This window comes from Bacteroides sp. GD17 (assembly GCF_038448625.1).
Lineage (GTDB): Bacteria > Bacteroidota > Bacteroidia > Bacteroidales > Bacteroidaceae > Bacteroides.
In genome coordinates this window covers 40,855-61,294 of the sequence record NZ_JBCEZS010000021.1, presented here as the reverse complement: position 1 = coordinate 61,294, position 20,440 = coordinate 40,855, and the positions used below count along the sequence as shown (strand labels likewise).

Here is a 20,440-nt window from a genome sequence, read left to right as displayed (position 1 = left end):
GGGCTCTGTCATCCTAAACAGATGCTGTCATCCCGAACAGGCTCTGTCATCCTGAACGAAGTGAAGGATCTCCTCTCTTGATAAGTAAGAGAAGAGATCCTTCATTTTGTTCAGGCGTGCCACCGCTGCGCCGCTGCCACCTCTCGGGGCGGAGCTATATTTTCTAGACAGAAGAACAAAAGAGCATACTAGAAAATAGAAGCAATAGCATATCCTGAATTTGTTCTTCTGTCTGAAGATAATTCTTTTGTTATTCCACTCATAACCTGTCAGAAGCTTTTTATTTCCCTTCCAAGTCCTCGTCCATGCCGGGTGTCCAGCCGTTGATGGTGCCGGTGACGTCGTTCAGGCCGAAGGAGAGATTGGCCGTGAGCTGTGCGGGCTGCGAGCCGGGACCGCTGTTGAATCCGCTGAGCAGGGAGGTGACGTCGGTTTCATAGGTGTAGGGATGGGCGGAGTCGTCGGTGCCATTCAGGGTGATGACCAGGCGCTGGCTGGCGGATTCGTCGATGCCCAGCAGGCGGAAGGCGACGGAGAAGCTGCCGTCACCGTTGTCCGAGAGGCTGAAGGGGGCACGGACGTAGTACGTGCCGGCGTCCGATGCAGCTGCGGCACGGATGTCGGCGGCCGATGTGGCACGGGTAGCCTCTCCGGCGAAGGTATTGCCCAGGTTGCGGGTGTTGAGCACGCCGTAGAGGGTGGCAGTGGCCGATGTCAGATTGGCGGGGTTGGCCATTTGCACAACGCCGCGGACGATGACTTCGCGCGTCAGGGGGTGGAGCGTCAGGGTAGTGGTGGTGGGGCTGTCGGAGGTGGCGTGGACGGCTCCTTGGGCGCTACTGACTTGGGGGGCGTCGGTGATCTGTCCGTCGTCGGTGGGGTCGATGGTGATGTTGCCATCGACCAGGCTGTAGAGGCCGGTGATGGATGGATTGGCCTTGAGGGTGGCCAGTTGATGGGAGACGCTGCCGGGCCAGTCGTTCAGGCTGTGGGGCAGGCTGAAGACGGTGACGGCGTATTGGCCTTCGGGCACGTCGGTGGGGGTGCCGACCGAGAGGATGAGGCCGGAGGCTGCTTCGTCGGTGCCGTCGGTGCCGGTGACGCCGATCTCGAGGTAGGTGTTCTGGGGCTGACCGCTGACGTTGATGGTAAGTTGGGCCGTCTTGTTAGGGTCGTCGTCGTCGCTGCCGCAGGCGCTGAATGTCAGGGCGAGGGCAAGGAGGGGAAGAATGGCTCTTGTTTTCATTGTAATTTAATTTATTAAGTGAATATTCGATTGTCGGCGGGAGAGTCTCCCACAAACTGAGAGTTACTCTTGGCTGCGCTGGGCGAAACTCCCTCCCCCCTTCGGGGTACTCCCCCTTTGGCTTCGCCGACCGTTGGTTCAGGCGGGAGAGCTGGAGATACTCCTGCTGCCGGGGGCACTGCGCTTCTTGGCAGTAGCTGTCATTCAGAGGGCTTCAGCCCGAAGAATCTCCTTCCTTGTCATCGGGAGAGGAGATTCTTCGTTACGCTCTGAATGACAGTTGCTCTTCCCGCTACTTCCTACTCCCCTTCATACCCCCACACAATCTGCGGCGCCACCTGGCTCCCCTCCGCCTCCGTCGCGGGCAGGTCATCGCCCCAGATGCCGGCGACGGACCAGGTGCGGGGCTCCACGCGGAGACTGCCGTCGGGGTTGGCAAGGACGGTGGGGACAGAGAGCAGGGCGGCGTCGGTGTCGCGGAAGCGGCCGTGGAAGTTGTGGTAGAAGCTGCTGCCGTCGGTGGTGGCATCGGTGGTCAGGGTGGCGAGGTCGGTGGCGTACGTCAGACGGGAGTAGCCGGAGGGCAGGTTACGGAAGAAGGCGTCGCTGACGTCGCAGTCGGTGGCGGGGTTGGTGCCCTGCAGGAGGGGGGAGACGCTGGCGTAGCTGATTTTTCCGCTGGTGTTGGTTATGAGGGCGCTGTGGATGAGCCCGGTGGTGGAGGTGGCGTCGGCGTTGGTGGCGTAGCAGCTGACCACGGCGCTGACGGCGCTGTAGCCGATGAGGGCGCCTGGGATGCTGCTGTTGCCCGTGATTGTGACGTTGGCGGCGTAGCAGCCGTAGGAGATGCCGGCGGACGAGGTTCCCATGAGGCCGCCGGCGCTGTCGCCGTCGGTTTGCACGGTGCAGCCGGCGGTGTAGCAGGCCACGAGGGTACTTAGCGTGTTGTTCACGCCCACCAGCCCGCCGCTGTCGCCGTCGGTTTGCACGGTGCAGGCGGTGGCGTAGCAGCGGGTGAGGGTGCCGTTGTCGGCAGAGCCCACGAGGCTGCCGACGCTTCCGTTGTCTTTGCCCGTGGCGGTGATGGTGCTGCGGGTGGCGCTGCAGAGGGCGAGGGTGGAGCCGTCGCTACAGCCGATGAGGGCGCCGGCATTAATGGTGTAGTTGCCGTTGTAGGTGCTCTCCACGCGGGCGTCTTGCAGGTGGAGGTTGTAGATGACGGCGCCTTGGGCGTAGGCGATGAGGCCGGCAAATCGGGAGGCGGTCTTCACCGTGAGGCCGGTGATGCAGTGGCCGTTGCCGTTCAGGTGGCCGTAGAAGTGGGCGGGGGCGGCATTGGGGTTGGCGGCGAGCTTGTCGGGGTCGACTCCGATGGGGGTCCAGAGTTCATCGGCCGCGGGGTTCGTGGGGTCGGCGGGGGTCAGGTCGATGTCGGCCATGAGGATGTAGCGGGCGTCGAGGCCGAAGCGGAGGGGCGTGCCGGTGGGGGTGCGGTCGGCGGTGTAGGTGTAGGAGCCGAAGGTGGCGGGGGCGTAGAGGGGTCGGCCGTCGGGGGCGTCGGGGTCGGGGAGGATTTCGCCGGTCTGCGGGTTGCGCAGGGGGCGGCCTATCTTGCGCAGGTCACTGGCGGTATAAATGGGGATGTATCCGGCGGGCACGGCGGGGTCGGCACGGTCGGTCCAGGGCTGGGTGTCGCTGCCGTCGGTCAGGGCGGTGGCGGAGCCGGGGAGGAGGGTGAGGCGGTAGCGGTAGTGGCGGGCGGGGTTGAGGGTGCGGCCGGGGTAGTTGCTATCGGGATTGCCGTCGGCGTCGGTGGGGGCGACGGGCAGGGTGAGGGTGCGGCCGTCGGCGAGCTGCACGCGGAAGGCGTGGAGGTAGAGGTGTAAGCCATTGCTGATGTCGAAGGGGGCGCAGAGGGCCGTCAGGGGCAGGGCGGGGACGGGGGCGCCGGGGCTGGTGCTCGTGGTGTCGGGGTCGGGGAGCATCGGGATGCCGCCGGTGACGGGGGTATCGGCGGGGTCGGTGCCGGTGGCGGCGTGGCCGAAGGTGGGGTTGCCGTCTTTATCGACGAGGATGGCGGTGACGGACTGGACGGGGGCGCCGAGCTCATTGTCGAGCACGGGGATGCTGACCAGGGCTTGCGCGTGTGTCAGGTTGAGGACGAGGCGGCCGTCGGCGGTGGGGGTGATGCCGCTGCTGGTGATGTTGCCGCCGCCGAGGTTCCGGTAGAAGCCGCTGATGTGGTCGAAGTAGGTGCCGGTGCTGCCGTTGGCGGGGTCTACGGTGGCGGTGGCGACGCGGTTCTCGGCGGCGTTGGAGGTGTTGCTGTCGGTGTAGCGGTCTGCCCGGCCGTCATAGAAGATGTGGATGTAGTAGATGTCTTGGGCGTTGGCGGGCAGGCGCAGGGGCGGGTCGAGGTGCCATACGGGGGCGGCGCCGGTGCCGGGGTCGGTCAGGGTGGCGGTGGAGAATTGCTCGACGTCGGGGTGGGCGGCGTCGGCGACGAGGTAGATGTGGAGCACGTCGCCGGGGACGAAGCGGGTCTTGATGCTGCCGGTGTAGCCGGTCAGGGGGTCTTCGGAGGTGGCGCGGGTGGCGGTGGCGGCACCGTTCATCGGCTCGATGGCGACGCCGCTGAGGGTGGTGATTTCTACGGTGAAGCCGTCGGGCCCTCCGGCGGGGTCGTCTTCGGCTTGGCAGGAGGAGACGAGGAGGGGGAGGGCGAGGGCAAGGGTCAGCACGAGGAGGGCGGCGAGGCTTGTGAGGCTTGCGGCTGCGTGTTTCAAACTGTTTATCTGTTTCATATCATTGTTCCTTATTATCATATCGTTATTCTTTCTATTGTTATTCTTCTCTATCGTTGTTCTTCTCCTTCTCTCTCTCTGACGTTGTGCCGGAAACGAAACGTTCCGCCCTGCGCATGCCTCGGACGGTGCCGGGGGCGCGGGGCGGAACGAAAACTATTGCTTGCTTGTTCTTTATCCTTGCTTGCGTTGCAGCTCAAGGATGATTTCTTCGACGATGTAGGCGTCGGGCATACATTGCAGGCCGTATTGCTCCTCGTGCATCATGGCGCCGATGTCGCTTTGATAGAAGACGTCGATGGCGCGTTCGGGGGTGATGTCGAGGCGCTGCATCAGGCGGGTGATGATGCGGCTCATCTTGCGGCGGAGGAGGAATTCGCTTAGCATGGGGCGCCTCCTTTCTCGGCTTCGGCAGGGGCTTGTGCTTCGGTTTCTGCTTGGGCGGCGGCTTGTGCTTCTGCTTCTGCTTCTGCGGCGGCCTCTGCTTGTGCTTCGGCTTCGAGCTCGGGGGTTATGGGCTGGCTGCTGACGTGGTGCAGGTAGCGGTCGGCGAGGGACTGGCTGCGGAGGCAGAGCTGGTGGTTGGGCCGGGTGTAGGCGAGGCGGCCGAGGGCGGCGTCGGCGTCGATGATGCCTTCGATGTAGGCTTCGATGGCGTCGATGACGCGGTCGTTGGCCACGCCGCCTTCGATGAGGTCGTAGGGGGCCCAGGGGCTTTGGTCGCGGCGGCTGGCGGCGATGAAGTGGAGCCAGCGGAGGTCGTAGGCCTCGAAGGTGAGGAGGTGGTGGCCGTCGGCGAGGGCGGCGTCGAGGTCGAAGCGGTAGGTGTTGAGCCATGCTTCGGGGGGGACGCCGGGTTGCTTGCGGCTTTTGATGCGCAGGGCCCATTCGACGGCTTGGTGGCGTAGCCGGGTGAGGTAGAAGCCGGGGCCGAAGTCGAGGACTGTCCGTCCGACGTTGACCAGGGGGTGCTCCACGCAGTAGGGGGAGCCGTGGTAGAGGGTAATCATGCGGGGCCTCCTTTCTCATTGTCGGCGGCGGATGTTTCGGCGGCTCGGGCTTGTGCGGCGGCTTGTGCTTCGGCTTCCCAGTTGTGCAACACTTCGGTGGTGTCTTCGGCCACCCAGGCGAGGCTTTGGGTGTGCAGGGTGTTGTAGTACTTCATCAGGTAGTGTTTCACCAGTCCCTGCTTTTGCAGTCTTGCCTGCATTTGGGCGGGGGTGATGCCCATCTTCCGGGCGGTGGCTTCGATGGCGAGGACGGCGAAGTGGATGCGGGGGTCGTTGGGCAGCGGGGACAGCTTGCGGGTGTCGGCGCGGCGGGCTTCGTTGGGGTCTATTTGTTTCATGGGTCTTGGTTCTCCTTTCTTTGCTTTTTAGGCAAAGATAGAAAACCTCGGGGAGATGTGCAACGCCGCGGGGCAATAGTTTTCGTTTCCAGCATGTCAAAGAGCGATTTCGGAGGGGTATCTCCGGCTCCCCCTCTAAGTTAGAGGGGGTGGCCTTTAGGCCGGGGGCGTGTGTGAGCCCGCTGGCAGGAGTATCTCAATTCTCCCGCCTGAAAGGGGGAGTGGCCGCAGGCCGAGGGGGTCTCTGGGCGGGGGGGCTTCCATTTAACTGGGTTACTTTCGCCTTATGTAAGACCCCCTCCCCCCTTCGGGGTACTCCCCCTTTCAGGCGGGAGAGCTTGAGGTACTTCTACTCGCTGGCCGTCCGCGTCTGCGGCGCGGGCGCGGATGTCGCCCCCGTCTTCCCCTGGTTCGCCATCACCGTGGCATAGTGCTCACCGATTGCGTTCGCCTGCCGGATAAATCCGGTGACGGCGGCGGAGGGTTCGAGCTCGGCCACGGCGTTGACGCGGGCCACGATGCGGCGGTACACGTCCACCACTTCGCGGCGTACACGGTCGGTGGAGGCGTCGCCCGTGGCCTGCGCGCGGGTGGCGGCGGTGCTGGTGCGGTTGCTCAGGGCGGCGGACACGTCGGTGTTCTCCGAGTCGAGGGCTTCGATGAGGGGCGACAGGCCGAGGGCTTTCACCGCGTCGGCGTTCGGCTTGCTGCTGAGGGAGGCGATGAAGCCGGTGATTTCGCTCGTCTCCTTGGTCAGCTCGTGGTCGGCGATGCCGCGGTAGGGGGCGATGGCGGGCAGCAGCTGTTGCACGTGGCGGTAGAGGGAGGAGGAGGGGTCGAGCGTGTGCAGGTAGTCGATGGCCCAGTAGATGGAACGGAAGAGGGCGTCGCGGTTCTGGTCGTGGCGGCTGACATCGGCGGTTTCGGCGTAGCCCGTCTGGCGGTTGATGAGGACGGACAGGCGCTCCAGGGCATCGGTGTAGAGGGGCGAGAGTTGTTCCACTTTCAGCGCCTCGGCGGTGGCGGTGGTGATTTGAACTGAGATTTCCTGGTTCATTTGGAGGAAGGAGCCATTGGTGAGGCGGCTTCCGACGAATTCTTTCATTGTTTCCATAATTTTATTGTTTTAAAAGTGAATACTGTTTCTTTTTTCAAGGGTTGGGTTACAAAATCTCCGACGCGGGGGATTGGCGCCTTTGTAACGGGCGGTTGCGGCCGACGGCGGAAATCGGAGGCTTTGTAACGGGCGGTTGCGGCCGACGGCGGAAATTGAAGGCTTTGTAACGGGCGGTTGTGGCCGACGGCGGAAGTTGAAGCCTTTGTAACGGGCGGGCACCTCCGCGGCAGAAATTTGAAGGCTTTGTAATGCGCCGCAGGGGTCGGGAGGTGCCGATGGCTGGTGACCGATGGGCTGCGCGGGGGAGTATCTGGGTTGTGAGTTAGCGGAGTAACTCAGTTCTCCCGCCTGAAAGGGGGAGTACCCCGTAGTGGGGAGGGAGTTTCGCGCATAGCTTGAGTTACCTTGCTGTGCGGAAGCCCCCTGCTGTGCGGAAGTCCCTTGCTGTGCGGAAGACTCCTGCTGTGCGGAAGACCCCCCCGCCCAAAGACCCCCTCGGCCTGCGGCCACTCCCCCTTTCAGGCGGGAGAAAGCACCCCCCCTTTGGCTTACGCCGACCGTTGGTTCAGGCGGGGGAGTTTGAATACTTCTGCTTGTGGCGCCGCAGGCCCCGGAGGACTGTGCCTCCCCGTAGTTACTTCTGCCTGCTGCGGCGCGCGTGTCACGGTGGATATTCATGGTCTTGTGTCTCCTTTCTTCGTTGGGTTAGGGGGATTAGGGTTGGGAGATGACTTCGACGCGAACCGTGGGGTTGTTGTCGTTGTGCATGGGGGTAGTAGAGGTAGGAGAGCTTACCGGTGTTAAGTATATTATCACGTAGTCACCAGCGGTGTCGATGAACTGGCCGTTCTCCCCGTCGCGGAAGCACTGCTGCCCCTTCCCCAGCACGAGCACGAAGCCCGTGGAGGCGGCGATGTCCAGGCCCTCGAAGGCGTAGTACTCCATGCTGATGATGCCGGGCGACGTCAGCTCCAGGCGTTTCAGCAGGGGGCAGCCGCTGAAGGCTCTTTCGCCGATGCGGCCCGTCATCGCGGGCAGGCTGATGCTTTGCAGGGCATTGCAGCCGCCGAAAGCTTTGTCGCCGATGTCGCCCTCCATCTGCGGCAGGTCGAGGGTGGTGAGCGCCTTGCACTCGAAGAAGGCGCTGTTGCCGATGCCGCCCTTCATCTGCGGCAGGCTGAGGGTGGTGAGGGACTCGCAGCCGTAGAAGGCTTGCTTGCCGATGTCGCCCGCCATCTGCGGCAGGCTGATGCTTTGCAGGGCCTTGCAGTTGAGGAAGGCGTTCATGCCGATGCCGCCCGCCATCTGCGGCAGGCTGAGGGTGGTGAGGGACTCGCAGCCGTAGAAGGCTTGCTTGCCGATGTCGCCCGCCATCTGCGGCAGGCTGATGCTTTGCAGGGCCTTGCAGTTGAGGAAGGCGTTCATGCCGATGCCGCCCGCCATCTGCGGCAGGTCGATGCTTTGCAGGGATTCGCAGTCGTAGAAGGCGTCGGAGCCGATGCTGCCCTTCATCGCGGGTAGGCTGACGGTGGTGAGGTTGGGGCAGCTGAGGAAGGCTTTGACGCCGATGTCGCCCGCCATCTGCGGCAGGCTGACGGTGGTGAGGGCCATGCAGCCGTTGAATGCTTGGCCGCCGATGCTGCCCGTCATCTGCGGCAGGCTGAGGGAGGTGAGGGTGTAGCAGCCTTCGAAGGCGTAGTCGCCGATGCCGCCCTTCATCTTCGGCAGGCTGACGGTCTGCAGGGCGGTGCAGCCTCCGAAGGCGTTTTCGCCGAGGTCGTCCGTGGCGAGGGGCAGGTCGATGTAAACGAGGTTGGAGCACTGGTGGAAGGTACCGTATTCGATGGTCGTGGCCTGCGGGGCGCTGAGGCTGCGCAGGGCGGTGCAGCCTTCGAAGGCGCCGCGGCCGGTGGTGTTGCGGTCCTGCGGCAACCACCCGGCTTCCGTCAGCAGCACGTCTATCCGGGCGTCGGCATCGGCCCGGGCTACTCGCCACAGCGCGGCGCTCACGTTCGTCGCCACGGCTATGGCTTCGTCCCTGTCCTTGCTGCCGCCGGACACCACCCAGCGGGGGTTATCCGCCGTCAGGTATCGCTTGCAGGCGTCGTAGTCCGTGCCGTCCACCGGTTGCATATCCCCGGTCTCGCTGCCCAGGTAGAGGGCGGAGGCGGGGATGACGAACTGCTCGCCGGGCCAGTACTCCACCCTCTCGTATCGCGGGCGGAGCAGGGGCTGATGGAGGGCGACGGCGGGGTCGGTGAGGGCGAAGAAGTATTGGTCGGGACTGCTGTTGTGGGGCTTGTCGAGGAGGCCCCTGCTGTTGACTATGACCTCGCGCCGGGCCATGAAGTGCAGGCGCACGTCGGCGGGGCTGGCATAGTGGGCGGGCAGGGCGAGGGGGACGGTCTCCGGCTTGCCGAGGACGCTGGTCTTCTCCACATCCACCGTCTGCCCGGGGCGCAGGTCTTGGAGGATGAGGGCGGTGCTCTGCCGCTTCCACACGGGGGCGGGCAGGACGACGGGCTGCGTGGGGTCTTCTATCGGCACGAGGGCGGCATAGACGCGGGTCATCTGGGCATAGGTGATTTTCCAGCCGGGGGCGGCAATCTGGGCCTGCATGTCGGCGTCGGGCAGGGTGAGGTTGCCGAAGTAGAGGGCGGTCCAGTCTCCGGTCAACTCCTTCTCGAAGTCCTCGATGCGCATCGTGATGCCGGAGCCGCGGTCGGGGCCGAGGACGGTTGAGGGTTGGGAGTGGAGGGTTGAGAGTGGATAGTCGCCGCTGGGCAGGTAGCCTGCCATCTGCTCGCAGGTGGCGGTCAGGGGGTCGGGGGCGGAGACCATGCGGTAGCTGGCTCGCAGGCTGCGGGCGCCGGGGGGCAGGGGCAGGCGGGCGGGCTGGGCGGTCCAGTGGGCGGGGATGGTGTTGTTGTCTGGGTCGCTGGTCTCGGGGGTGTAGGTCAGGGTCTGGCTGGTGGGCAGGCCCAGGGCGTCGGTGTCGATGAGGGCGCCGGTGCCGGGCAGGGGGGTGCCCTGGGCGTCGAGGTCGGGGTAGGTGCCCGCGTCGTCGGAGAAGTATTGGAGGGTGACGATGATGCGGTCGCCACTGGCCCAGGCGCCGGTGGTGGGGGCGGTGCGGGTGGAGGCCGTCCGCGTAGCGGTCGGCAATTGACAATTGACAGTTGACAATTGACAATTGGCTGCGCTATGGGTGGCTGCGCTGCCATCAGTCGGTACTATCTCCGGCTCTCCCGCCTGAACCAACGGTCGGCGTAAGCCAAAGGGGGAGTTGGAGATACCTCTGCTTGTGGCGGGGGAGTAACCGGGTTGTGAGGCACCGGAGTAACTCAGTTGTGAGTTGTCGGAGTAACTCAGTTCTCCCGCCTGAAAGGGGGAGTACCCCGTAGGGGGGAGGGGGGGTTGCGCATAGCTTGAGTTATCTTGCTGTGCGAGAGCCCCCTGCTGTGCGGAAGCCCCTTGCTGTGCGTGAGCCCCCTGCTGTGCGTGAGACCCCCCTGCCCTTTGGGCACCCCCCCTTTCAGGCGGGGGAGTTTGAATACCTCTGCTTGCGGGCGCGGCATCGTAATTGTCAATTGTCAATTGTCCATTGTCAATTGCCCATTGTCCATTGTCAATTGCCAAAGGTTTCTCCCCCGGCGTTATCACCACCACGGCTCCCATGGCTCCGTTCGTGTTTCCGTTGTTCCCGTTCCATTCGTCCTGGGTGCAGGCGCTGAGGGCGAGGGTCATTGCCGCTGCTGCGGCGAGTATCATTCTATTTGTCTTCATACGTTCGTTCGTTTTAGCGGGTTATCGATTGGGTCGTTGGTTGGCGGCGTTGGCTGCTGCTGCGGGCTTGATGCTCTTCCACACGAGGCCGCGGAAGGTGTTCTTCGTGCCGCCCGCGCTGGAGGTCACCAACGTATCGTCGTTGTACAGCGCGGCACTCAGCACGAGGTCGCACTTCGGGGACTGGGGGGTGCCTTTGTCGTCGAATTGCGCGAAGGTGTCTTCAGGGATGTCTTCGACATCCGTCACCCCGGAGATGTCGAGGCTGGTGAGGCTGCCGCAGCGGCTGAAGACTGAGCCGTCGAAGCGCCGCGCCTTGGGCAGGCTCAGGGTCTGGAGGCTGATGCAGACATCGAAGGCGCTACTCCCGATGTAGCCACTTGCTTCGGGCAGGCTGAGGGTCTTGAGTTTGGCGCAGCCTTTGAAGGCTTCATACTCGATGTCGCCCGTCACGCCGGAGAGGTCCACGGTGGTGAGGCTTTCGCAGCTGCCGAAGGCTCTCCTGCCGATGTGGTACTCCACGCCGGGGAGCTTCACGGTGGTGAGGGCTTTGCAGCTCTCGAAGGCGCTCTGGCCGATGCTGTAGTTGGCCTTGGGCAGGTCGATTTCCTTGAGCTTCTTGCAGCCGTAGAAGGCTTCCTCCCCGATGCTGCCCGTGGCAAGCGGCAGGTTCGCTTTCTCAAGCTCCCCGCAGCCGTAGAAGGCGTTCGGGGCGATGGTGCCGCTTCCGTCATCGTTCATGAAGTCGCTTTCTCCGGCGGCAAGCGGCAGGTCGATTTCCTTGAGCAGCTTGCAGCCGTAGAAGGCTTCCTTGCCGATGTAGCCGGTGATGAGTGGCAGGCTGATGTCGGTGAGCTTCTCGCAGCGGATGAAGGCGTACTCGCCGATGTCTCCCGTGGCGAGTGGCAGGCTGAGGGAGGTGAGGGCGGCGCAGTTGATGAAGGCTTGCTCCCCGATGCTTCCGGTGATGGCGGGCAGGTCTATGGTCTGCAGTTTCCCGCACCAGTAGAAGGCGTATTCGCCGATGTCGCCGGTGGCGAGTGGCAGGCTGACGGTGGGCAGGGCGATGCAATTGCTGAAGGCATACGCTCCGATGCTTCCTTTGACGGCGGGCAGGCTGAGGCTGGTGAGGGCTTTGCAGCCGCTGAAGGCGCTCGTGCCGATATTTCCCGTCACGGCGGGCAGGCTGACGGTCTGTAGCTTCTCGCACTCGTAGAAGGCACTCTCGCCGATGCTTCCGGTGATGGCGGGCAGGTCTATGGTCTGTAGTTTCCCGCACTGGTAGAATGTGTAGTCGCCGATGTCGCCCGTGGCGAGTGGCAGGCTGACGGCGGTGAGGGCGGAGCAGCTGTAGAAGGCGTCCTTCCCGATGCTTCCGGTGATGCTCTTCAGGTTTACGGTCTGTAGCTTCATGCACATGGCGAAGGCGTTCTCCCCAATGTTGCCGGTGGCGAGTGGCAGGCTGACGGAGGTGAGGGCGGAGCAGCCGTTGAAGGCATACGCTCCGATGCTTCCTTTGACGGCGGGCAGGCTGAGGGTCTGCAGGTTCTCGCACTCCCTGAAGGCGTGGTCCCCGATGCTGCCCGTCATGCCCGGCAAGCTGACGGCGGTGAGGGCTTTGCAGCCGTTGAAGGCGTTCTCCCCGATGCTGCCCGTGGCGAGTGGCAGGCTGACGGCGGTGAGGGCTTTGCAGTTGGTGAAGGCGGTCTCCCCGATGCTGCCGGTGATGGCGGACAGGTCTATGGTCTGTAGTGTCCTACACGCATAGAAGGCGTAGTCGCCGATGTCCCCCGTCGCCTTGGGCAGGCTGAGGGTGGTGAGGGCGTAGCAGCTGCTGAAGGCGTATTTGCCGATGTTGCCCGTTGCGAGTGGCAGACTGACGGTGGTGAGGGCGTAGCAATGGTAGAAGGCGTATTCGCCTATGTCGCCCGTGGCGCTGGGCAGGCTGACGGTGGTGAGGGCGGTGCAGTTGTCGAAGGCGTACGCTTCGATTTCCGTCACCCGTGGCGCGCTGACGCTGCGCAGCAGGACGCAGCCAGCGAGGGCGCCGATGAAGTCAGCGCGCTTGGGCAGCTTGCCCACGTCGGATAGCACGAGGTCAATCCGTCCCTGGTTCGTGGGGTCGGTGTCGTCGAGGCGGCTCAGCGCATCGCGTACGTTCTTCAGCACGAGGGCGTCGGTCTCGTCGGTTCCTCCGCCGGAGACCACCCAGGTGGTGCGTTCGGCGTTGAATACGTCGGGGCTGAGGGGCTGGAGGCCGTTGCCGTAGGCTGTTTCGCCGGTCACTACGTGCTCCCCGTCGGGCCCGTTGCCGTCCTCAAAGGGGGCTATCTTCACGTTGTCGGCCGTCAGTTGGTCGAGGTTGTCCATGAAGGTGGCGGTGATGACGATGCGGTCGCCCGCGGCGAGGGGGGTGGCTGCGGTGGCGGAGAGGGTGTATTTCGCGCTCAGGCGCTTCTCGCGGGGGGTGGCAGAGGGGTCGGGGGCGGCTGCATCCGTCGGGCCGGGATAGACGAGGGTGCCCAGCTCGTGGGGGCCGGCGGGGAGGGAGTAGGTGGGGGCGGAGTTACTTCTGCTATCGGAGGCTGCGCGGCTGTAATCGGCTGCTACGCGGCTGCTCGCCTTCACCCCCGGCACGTCCTCCGGCTCCACCAGTGCGCGGAAGGTGCTGACTTCTCTGCCCGCAGTGGGGCTGGCGGAGTCTTCATCCTTCGTTTTCCCGGCGAACCAGGCGGTGATGGTGCGGTTGCCGGAGATAGTCACCAGCAAGTAAGCACCGGCGGGCAGGGCGTGGATGGAAGGCGCCGCGGCACCGTCCGCCACACGCAGCACGAGGTCCACGCGTCGGTGGGCGAGGGTGGCGGAGAGGGAGTTTCTGGCGGGGCTGCCGTTCGTGCCGCTGCCTGTGCTTCCGTTCGTGCTTCCTCCCAATACGGGGCTGTCATCGGCCAGCAGGTCGTTCAGTCGGTAGTTGTCGCCGGGGGTGTAGGTGGCTGGGGCGGTGGCGGACGGGTTTCCTCCCGCGCCCGGGTCGGCCTGCATCAGGTAGTCCGTGGCGGGGTCGTACTGCGTCCGTCCGCCGTAAGTCTCTACGCGGGAGACGCTCTGCACGTCGTCCACGTAGAGGGTGGTTTCGCCCGCGGCAGGGGTTTGCGTCCATCCGCTGCCTACCTTATATATATAGGTGGACGTGGCGGTGGTGGTGCCGTCGGGGTTCAGGGTGGCGCCGGGGACTTGGGTGCCGTCCTTCAGGGTGGCAAGGACGCGGATGGCATCGCCCTCCTCCCAACTTTGTGCGCCGGAGGCGGGGTCGGTGGCGATACGTGTGGCGGGAGAGGCGTTAAGGTTGCTTCCTCCTATGCCAATTTCAGTGATGGCAAGCGGTGTGCGTGCCGGGTCGGGGCTGTTGAGGTCGTCGTTGGTGCAGGCGGCGGCGAGTATACAGGCCGTCGTCACTATCAACGCAAATGCTGCGGATTTTATTATCTTCTTCATAATGGCTCTATTTATCGTTTATACAATGACACGAGCTCTTTAGTCGAGCTCGAACTCTCCGCTTCCCGTGTGCGTGTTGTCCCAGGGCGCGATGGTAATAGCCCCGTCCGCCACATTGATGCCGGACTTCGAAACGCTCGCTTTTATCGTGTTTATTACACCCGGTTTCATTGTCCATCCGTCTCCGGCAGGCACGGTCATGGTGTACGTCTGTCCGGCAATGGTGAGCTTCGCCATCTGCGTTCCCGCTGCAAACTTCTGCGGCAGGATGCGCGCGGTGAAAGTTACGGCGGTGGCGGGGGTGGCGATGCTTCCGTCGGCGTTCTTTACGGAATTGTCGGCTTTCAGGGTAGCTGCGTTGGTCAATACATCGGCTGCGGGCGTGAAGCCTGCAGGTACGCCGTTGGTAGTGGTGGGTGCTTCCGAAGCCTCACCCATGAACTCTTTCGGGCTGATGCCGGCCAGAGCGATGCTTCTGGCATCGCTTCCTTCCAGAGTCAGGATGCTGCATAAGACTAGCGTGGTGGCGTCGTCCTGCAGTTCGGTGAGGGTGAAGCCGGCACTGGGGGCCAACTCAACGCGCACCTGTGCTGTGGCGTGCGTCATGGTTATTGTCAACTTCTGGCCGAAGTCAATCAGGTTATCGGTCGCTGTCGGATTGCCGGGTAGTGCTAGGAGGTAATCTTTTTCATACTCTCCCTTGGCCATGGCTGCCGCATCGACCGCCATTGCCGGTGTGAAGAGCCCGCGCACGCCAATACCCGTCTCCGTCGCTGCAAATCCATCCCAGTAGATGGGGGTGGTGCTGGTCCAGACACTGCCGGCCGAATACGTGTAACCGGTCATCGCATCGGGCGTTGTCGTTGCGTTGCTTGCCTTGAATAGCATCACCTGTAGCTCGTCTCCATCGGCGGGGCTCAGTGTTGTCCCGCTTCCCGCTCCGCTTCTTGTATTGATGCCTGCGATGTTGAGTGCTGGCAGGTCTGCCGTGATGCCGGTGACCCAGTCTGTCACGGTTGCTTCAATCGTTGCTTCGGCTTGCTGCAGATGCATGCGCAGGGTGTTCACAGTTCCGGCCACTAGTGCCGCTGTGGCAGGCAGCGCTGCCTCGAAGGTCTGTCCTGCGGTGGTGGTGAGTTTCAGCTTTACTCCCTGGCCGGCTGCTGCGGGCAACACGATGGCTGTGGCGGCAAGCTGTCCCGGTACTACCGTCACGCCTGTGCCTGCAGTGGTCGTTGTTGCGCTGTAGGTGGCCGGTATGCTGATATCAGCCTTGCTCTCCTTATTAATATGAAGCGTGGCGTCTGCCAGATTCCAGTCAGCCCGTGTGGCGATACCCTCTATCGTCAAGGAGGCTCCGTCCAGTTCCACCTTCTCTGCGGATACTTCACGGTCTACGGTGATGGAGAGTTTCACCAGTCGGTGACTGAAGGATAGTTTCACCCCGGGATTGTCGGCGCTGTGCCCCGTACTTTTTTCTGCTACCATCAGGTCCAGCTTACCCGGTTCCTTTTGGTCGGTGGTGCTGACGGGTATCAGCAATCCTGCATCTATTTCCCGATAGGGATAGAAGGCGATAACGTCTGTCTTCTCTTCTCCGGCCGGATAGTAGGCGGTGTTCGCTGCATCGGCAGGAGAGAACTTTCCAGTTGCATCGGTACAGACGTACTTGTAGGCTGTTTTTCCGTCGACGATTGTTGCAGTACCTGTCTTGAACAGGGTGAGTGCGATGGCGTCTCCGGCCTTCCAGCCGGTATCTGTGGCACGGGTGACGGCCCCGGGGATTCTTGTGTTGCTTCTCATGTCGGTGTTGCTGCCTGTGCTTGTCACGATTGCTGCGTTTGTTACTTGTACGGCTATGGGCTGTTGTGCCTGGTTTCCGTTCGTTTCTTTCTCGTCGCATGCTGCCAGTGCTATCAAGGCTACTGCTACTACTGCGATCAGTGTGAAGTTTTTCATTGTCTTGTACATGATGTTCTTATAATTTAGTTTGAAGTATTTTTTCGAGTGTTTCCTTTTCGATGCGTATAATCTCCAGCTCCCTGGCGATGCAATCTTGTTCATGAATCCGCTTCATGATGTTCCGTTCATACTCCCGTTTTGTCTTCCGGCAGTGCAGGAACAGGATGATTAAAGCCATTAACGCAAGGATGGTTGTAATCAGTGCAGTGAGGATAATGTAGTTGCCCATGTCTTTCCCTTTCATATTTTTTACAAATATCAGTATTCTGAAATGGAAAAGTCTCGCATTTTGTCCTGAGTTTATTGCATTTTGTCATTATTTTCAATCGCTCTCTCAGGGGATTTCTACATTTTTATGTCACGTGAGGGCTCAATTCTTCGATGAAATGGGCATTTTTTGAAAAAGAGGATCTACCCCCCCCTTTTGGGGGCGTATTTCACTGATAAAATGTTAAACTAATACCACATGCACAATTTTCACTACGCGCAGGTAGTAGGTACGGGTGTCGCCGGCCTGCGTAATGTTGCCCGTGACACCTTTCAACTCGTAACTGTAGGTGGCATCTTCGCAGAGGTAGCGCACGTCGTTGCCGTGGGTGTCTTTATCGCTTCCGGTCAAGGCATCGCCACCGGCATCGGTCAGCAGTGCGTTGGCGGCATTCAGAAGGCTTCCACCGCAGTTGGATTTTATCAGTTTCGCTTCTCCGGTAGTAGGGATGCTCCAACCGGTGATTCCCCCTTCAGTGTAATCTTTCGCATAATCTGCCGCTTCTATTACTCTTTCCGCCTTTTTGGTATTGGCGGATGCCACGTCCTTCCACTCTTGGAGGCTCAATAGCAGTAAGTCGGCACCGGTGGCGGTCTTATTCTGTATGGCGGCTATGTAGTGTCCGTTCCACATATTTCTGGCGGTGGGTATGGCATCTATGGTATAGTTGTCGTCGGTATCTTCTGAGTCCGAACCTGAATCGTCCCCACTACCTGAATCACTCTCTGTACCAAACGTGAAGTTGATGTTTTCGGCTTTATTCCAACCATCGGCAGTGATATTTCCGTTGACGGTGAACCCTTTTTTGTAGCTGCCCGAAAGGTTGTAGGGTGTATTGGCAGCCAATGTCCCGTTGTAGGTATATCCGTAGGTTTGCTTTTGATTACTATTGTCGGTCATTTCGATAGAAAGAGTCACTTTCTGCCCGTTTGCTGGAAAAGTGTAGAATGTATTGGCTTTCCACACACCGTTCTCTTTATTACAGGCTATGGCGACTGTCTTACTTCCGGCGTAGTCACCTGCGAAAGTCATCGTATTGTAGAGAGGGGAGAGCAGTAGGCTGACGGCTGTGATATTCTCCGGTATGTCGGTTAAAGTGATGCTGATGCTTGCCATGCAGTAGGACATCCGGATTTCCGCAGTGGCATCGCCGTTTATGGTGACGTCTGCACTTCCGGTCATTAAGGCGTGCCGGGCGTAGTTTGTTTCGGGCAGGCTGATAACGTTGTTTAGTGAGGTAGTGTTCGGGAAAGAGCAGTCTTGTGTTCCGGCTAGGGCAACAAGGTGGTAATTGCCTTCGGACAATGATAGTGAGGAGCCGGCGCTTTCATCGGCAACGGTCGTTTGGGCTGCCAGTTGTTTGGTAGAGGCATCGAAGGCATAAAGTTGTAATGGATAGGGCAGGGAAAAAGTGCTGCGCGTTATCACTGTCAGCATAGCAGGAATCTGGGCAGGTTCGTCTTCGTCAATATGGTTAACACAAGAAGATATCAAAAGATACACGAGTATGTATAGTAGAGATGTGTGTGATGGGAGTGTTTGCTTATTCATAGTCGGAGTTATTATGTATTTATTGACAAATATCTGCTTATTTTAGTGAATATGCAACTATTTTATAAAATATATGTGTTCCTTTCGTTGTATATTTTTCGACGATGCGGCCGGATTTAAAAAGGGCTACACCCTTTGCCCCAAATGGTGTAGCCATCCGAGGCAAAGGGTGTAGCCTTGAGGGGTAAAGGGCGTTTTATCTTGTTTTACTTAACTGACACATTTCTCAGCTTCAACCAACCTTCAGCTGTAATATCTCCTTTGGCTGCTATGTTCAAGCCTTTTATATTGCTGCCATTTCCTTTGGTTGTGTCGACCAAGGCAACAGCCCAGGTATATTCACCTTTCTTTATGCCTCGAACGTTGGGCGTAAATTCATAGGTAACAGGAGTGCCTTTTATCCATACAGAAAGATCTGTTTGGGAATCAAGAAAGGAACAAACTACTTGGTTTTCCTTATCCAGCAAAGCAAAAGCTACTTTATACTTCTGGTTCCATTGCGGAATATTGGTAGGACAATACCCCCATCCCAAATTATTCCAGCGGTGGGCTATTCTTATTTTTGAACCGTTCTTTATCTCTTTGGGTACTACGACTGAATCAGGGTATAAACGATATCCTCCTTCCGATATAAAGCGTTCAACGAGCGGATATGCATCGCGGAACCAACTCATGGTTTCATCTCCTACACGGAAGTCCATCATATTGACATGAGCTTCTTTACCATCTTCAAATTCACCGATGCGGACATCTTTGGGAGTTCTGTAACCGCTCGGGTCGTTATGATAAGGGTGCTTGCTCACAATCCACCCACCTTCAAGCAAGACGGGGCGCTTCATGAGCCAAGGTTTCACATAGTTACGTTCCCATTGGCCGTAATACTCCCTCATGCCAAAAGCATCGTGGCGCAGAGAGAAGCCTTTCTCGCAAGCACTGTCGAGCAGACGTTTGCTGTCGGGATCGAAGTTTTCTTCTCCTGCCCAGTCTTTGCCTGCACCCATCCAACGGTGATAGTTGATGACCAAAGGAATCTTGGTGAAGTTTTTGAGGTATAAGTCGATGATCCAGTTGAATACAGCCTCGCGATTTTGGGGATCAATGTACTTCATGGTGTGTGCTTCGCCCCATTTGCCAAGTCCGTACCCATCTATAAACTCTACGAGATCGGGGTCATTGTACTTTTTGGCGAATGCTTCGATGAACTTTGTATATTTTGCCTGAAAGATAGGATCATCGGGATAGGGTGAGCGTTTGCCTTTGTCTGTATAGTATTTGGCTCCCGCATCGAAAACATAAGCCGGAGTGGCTTCGTTCATTCTGTCGCGGCTGTCGACTACTACGCGGAAAGAAAGACGCATGCCTCTGTCGAGTGCCCCTTGAATTACTTTTTTCAACTTCTCATTGGTATCCCACCCGTAGACGCCTTCGGCCGGGTTGAAGGTACTCCAATGAGTACGTATATACATGGTACGTGCATATTGGGATATTTCTACAGTTGTGCCTTCTTCCGGTACGTAAATGTGGTCGTATTTTTTCCAGAAGTCATCACTGACATTTTCATTGGCATACACTACCCAGCCACTCAGCGGATTTCCCAACATACTTTTTTTATCCGGCCATATCTTTATATAATCGGCTTCTGTGTCTATAGCCATCTTGTATATTTGGCATCCTGCCAGCAGGAAGGCACCAACACCGTAGACTTCGGTCATGTCGCGGGTTACTTTGTGCGGATCGGCACCGATAGGTTGTACCCAGCCAAGTTTTCCCGTTGCATCTACTGCATCTGTCAGCGCTTTCCATCCCTTGATGATGACTGGCATAAAGTCGTTTGCATCCAGAAGATCTGCATTTACGCCATAAGCGAGGGCATATACAAAGAAACCGGTGGAACTTGTTTCGGGTGAGGGGTAAGAGCTCGGATCCAAGAGGCTGGCATGCCAATAACCGTCTTCACTCTGTAATGCGGCAATGCGGGTGCATAATCTGACAAATAATTCTTCGTAATATGTACGCTCCATCAAGTCTTTGGGAAGTTCTTGCAGGATTTCTGCCAGTCCGGCCAATACCCAGGCATTACCACGTCCCCAGAACACTTTCTTGCCATTGGCCTCTTTTTTGTCGAAGTAGTGCCAGTCACGATAAAAGAGATTTTCTTCTTTATCGAATAGGTACTCGTAAGTAGCCCTGTATTCATTATCCATGAATTGCAGATATTTTCTGTTACCGGTTTCGCGGTACAGTTTGGCATATACCGGCGGTGCCATGAATAAAGCATCGCACCAGGTCCAGCGTTCCAAGGTTTTGTTGTTGCCATATTCCAGTTTAAAGGTATTGTTGGAAGGATGGTTGACAATCCATTCCGTACGTGCTAAAGTGGGAGCCAGTATTTCTTCTTTCTTGTATCTGCGGTATAAATCGATATAAGATTGCGATACGGCAATATCGTCAGCATGATAGAGACGTTTGTACGGTTGCCAGTCGTTTCGCCTACCTATCTTGTAGAGCCACTGGTAGTAGGTACTGTCACTGTCTTCTTTTTCCGATAACTCTGCCCAGTCAGCCATACCTACATAGAGTGCTCCATGGGTCCAGTCCAAGTCGTGATGCTCATGAGAAGTGTTGGGATTAGCGATTTGCCAATCAGCCACTTGTTTCATTTTATTTTTTACTACAGTCTTGCTGAATGGTACTTGTGCCATGATTGTCGTGCTAACGAGCAGGAAGACTGTTGAAATAACTTGTTTGTATACTTTCATAATCATTGATTAAATAAATTAAGGGAACTGCCTTTGTTCTCAACGGACGCGGACAATTCCCTTTATGAGAATCTTGAAAACTATCTCTTACCTATATTATATGA

The 20,440-nt window shown here is 59.3% G+C and carries 11 protein-coding genes and 1 pseudogene; all 12 read right to left on the bottom strand.

Annotated features, from left to right (window positions below; genetic code table 11):
* Positions 1–280: 280 nt before the first annotated feature.
* Positions 281–1,246, bottom strand: coding sequence for a hypothetical protein (locus AAE250_RS22325; protein ID WP_294601460.1), 966 nt, complete (start codon positions 1,244–1,246; stop codon positions 281–283).
* A 299-nt stretch (positions 1,247–1,545) separates the two neighbouring features.
* Positions 1,546–4,050, bottom strand: a complete 2,505-nt coding sequence (locus AAE250_RS22320; RefSeq protein ID WP_342289440.1) for a hypothetical protein — start codon at positions 4,048–4,050, stop codon at positions 1,546–1,548.
* Positions 4,051–4,224: 174 nt separating this feature from the next.
* The gene (locus tag AAE250_RS22315; protein WP_294601462.1) at positions 4,225–4,437 is read right to left on the bottom strand and encodes a DUF3791 domain-containing protein; all 213 of its coding nucleotides are present in this window, start codon (positions 4,435–4,437) and stop codon (positions 4,225–4,227) included.
* Positions 4,431–5,060 carry a DUF3990 domain-containing protein gene (locus tag AAE250_RS22310; RefSeq protein WP_294601463.1) on the bottom strand — a complete coding sequence of 210 codons (630 nt, stop codon included), beginning with the start codon at positions 5,058–5,060 and terminating at the stop codon, positions 4,431–4,433. Before AAE250_RS22310 ends, AAE250_RS22315 begins: the two co-directional genes overlap by 7 nt.
* Positions 5,057–5,398, bottom strand: a complete 342-nt coding sequence (locus AAE250_RS22305; protein ID WP_294601464.1) for a DUF3791 domain-containing protein — start codon at positions 5,396–5,398, stop codon at positions 5,057–5,059. The genes AAE250_RS22310 and AAE250_RS22305 overlap by 4 nt, the downstream gene beginning before the upstream one ends.
* Positions 5,399–5,747: 349 nt before the next feature.
* Positions 5,748–6,512: a DUF6261 family protein gene (locus tag AAE250_RS22300; protein WP_294601465.1), complete on the bottom strand. Its 765-nt coding sequence runs from the start codon at positions 6,510–6,512 to the stop codon at positions 5,748–5,750.
* Positions 6,513–7,229: 717 nt separating this feature from the next.
* Positions 7,230–9,701, bottom strand: coding sequence for a leucine-rich repeat domain-containing protein (locus AAE250_RS22295; RefSeq protein ID WP_342289439.1), 2,472 nt, complete (start codon positions 9,699–9,701; stop codon positions 7,230–7,232).
* A 621-nt stretch (positions 9,702–10,322) separates the two neighbouring features.
* Positions 10,323–13,796 (bottom strand): leucine-rich repeat protein, encoded by a 3,474-nt coding sequence (locus AAE250_RS22290; protein WP_294601467.1) that lies wholly within the window; start codon positions 13,794–13,796, stop codon positions 10,323–10,325.
* Positions 13,797–13,835: 39 nt separating this feature from the next.
* Positions 13,836–15,767: a fimbrillin family protein gene (locus AAE250_RS22285; RefSeq protein WP_294601468.1), complete on the bottom strand. Its 1,932-nt coding sequence runs from the start codon at positions 15,765–15,767 to the stop codon at positions 13,836–13,838.
* Positions 15,768–15,774: 7 nt separating this feature from the next.
* On the bottom strand, positions 15,775–16,002 hold the full coding sequence (locus AAE250_RS22280; RefSeq protein WP_294601469.1) for a hypothetical protein: 228 nt from the start codon (positions 16,000–16,002) through the stop codon (positions 15,775–15,777).
* Between the two features lie 207 nt (positions 16,003–16,209).
* Positions 16,210–17,577, bottom strand: coding sequence for a FimB/Mfa2 family fimbrial subunit (locus tag AAE250_RS22275; RefSeq protein ID WP_294601470.1), 1,368 nt, complete (start codon positions 17,575–17,577; stop codon positions 16,210–16,212).
* Between the two features lie 1,649 nt (positions 17,578–19,226).
* Positions 19,227–20,336, bottom strand: a pseudogene (locus tag AAE250_RS22270) (glycoside hydrolase family 88/105 protein); the annotation flags it as partial.
* Positions 20,337–20,440: the final 104 nt, after the last annotated feature.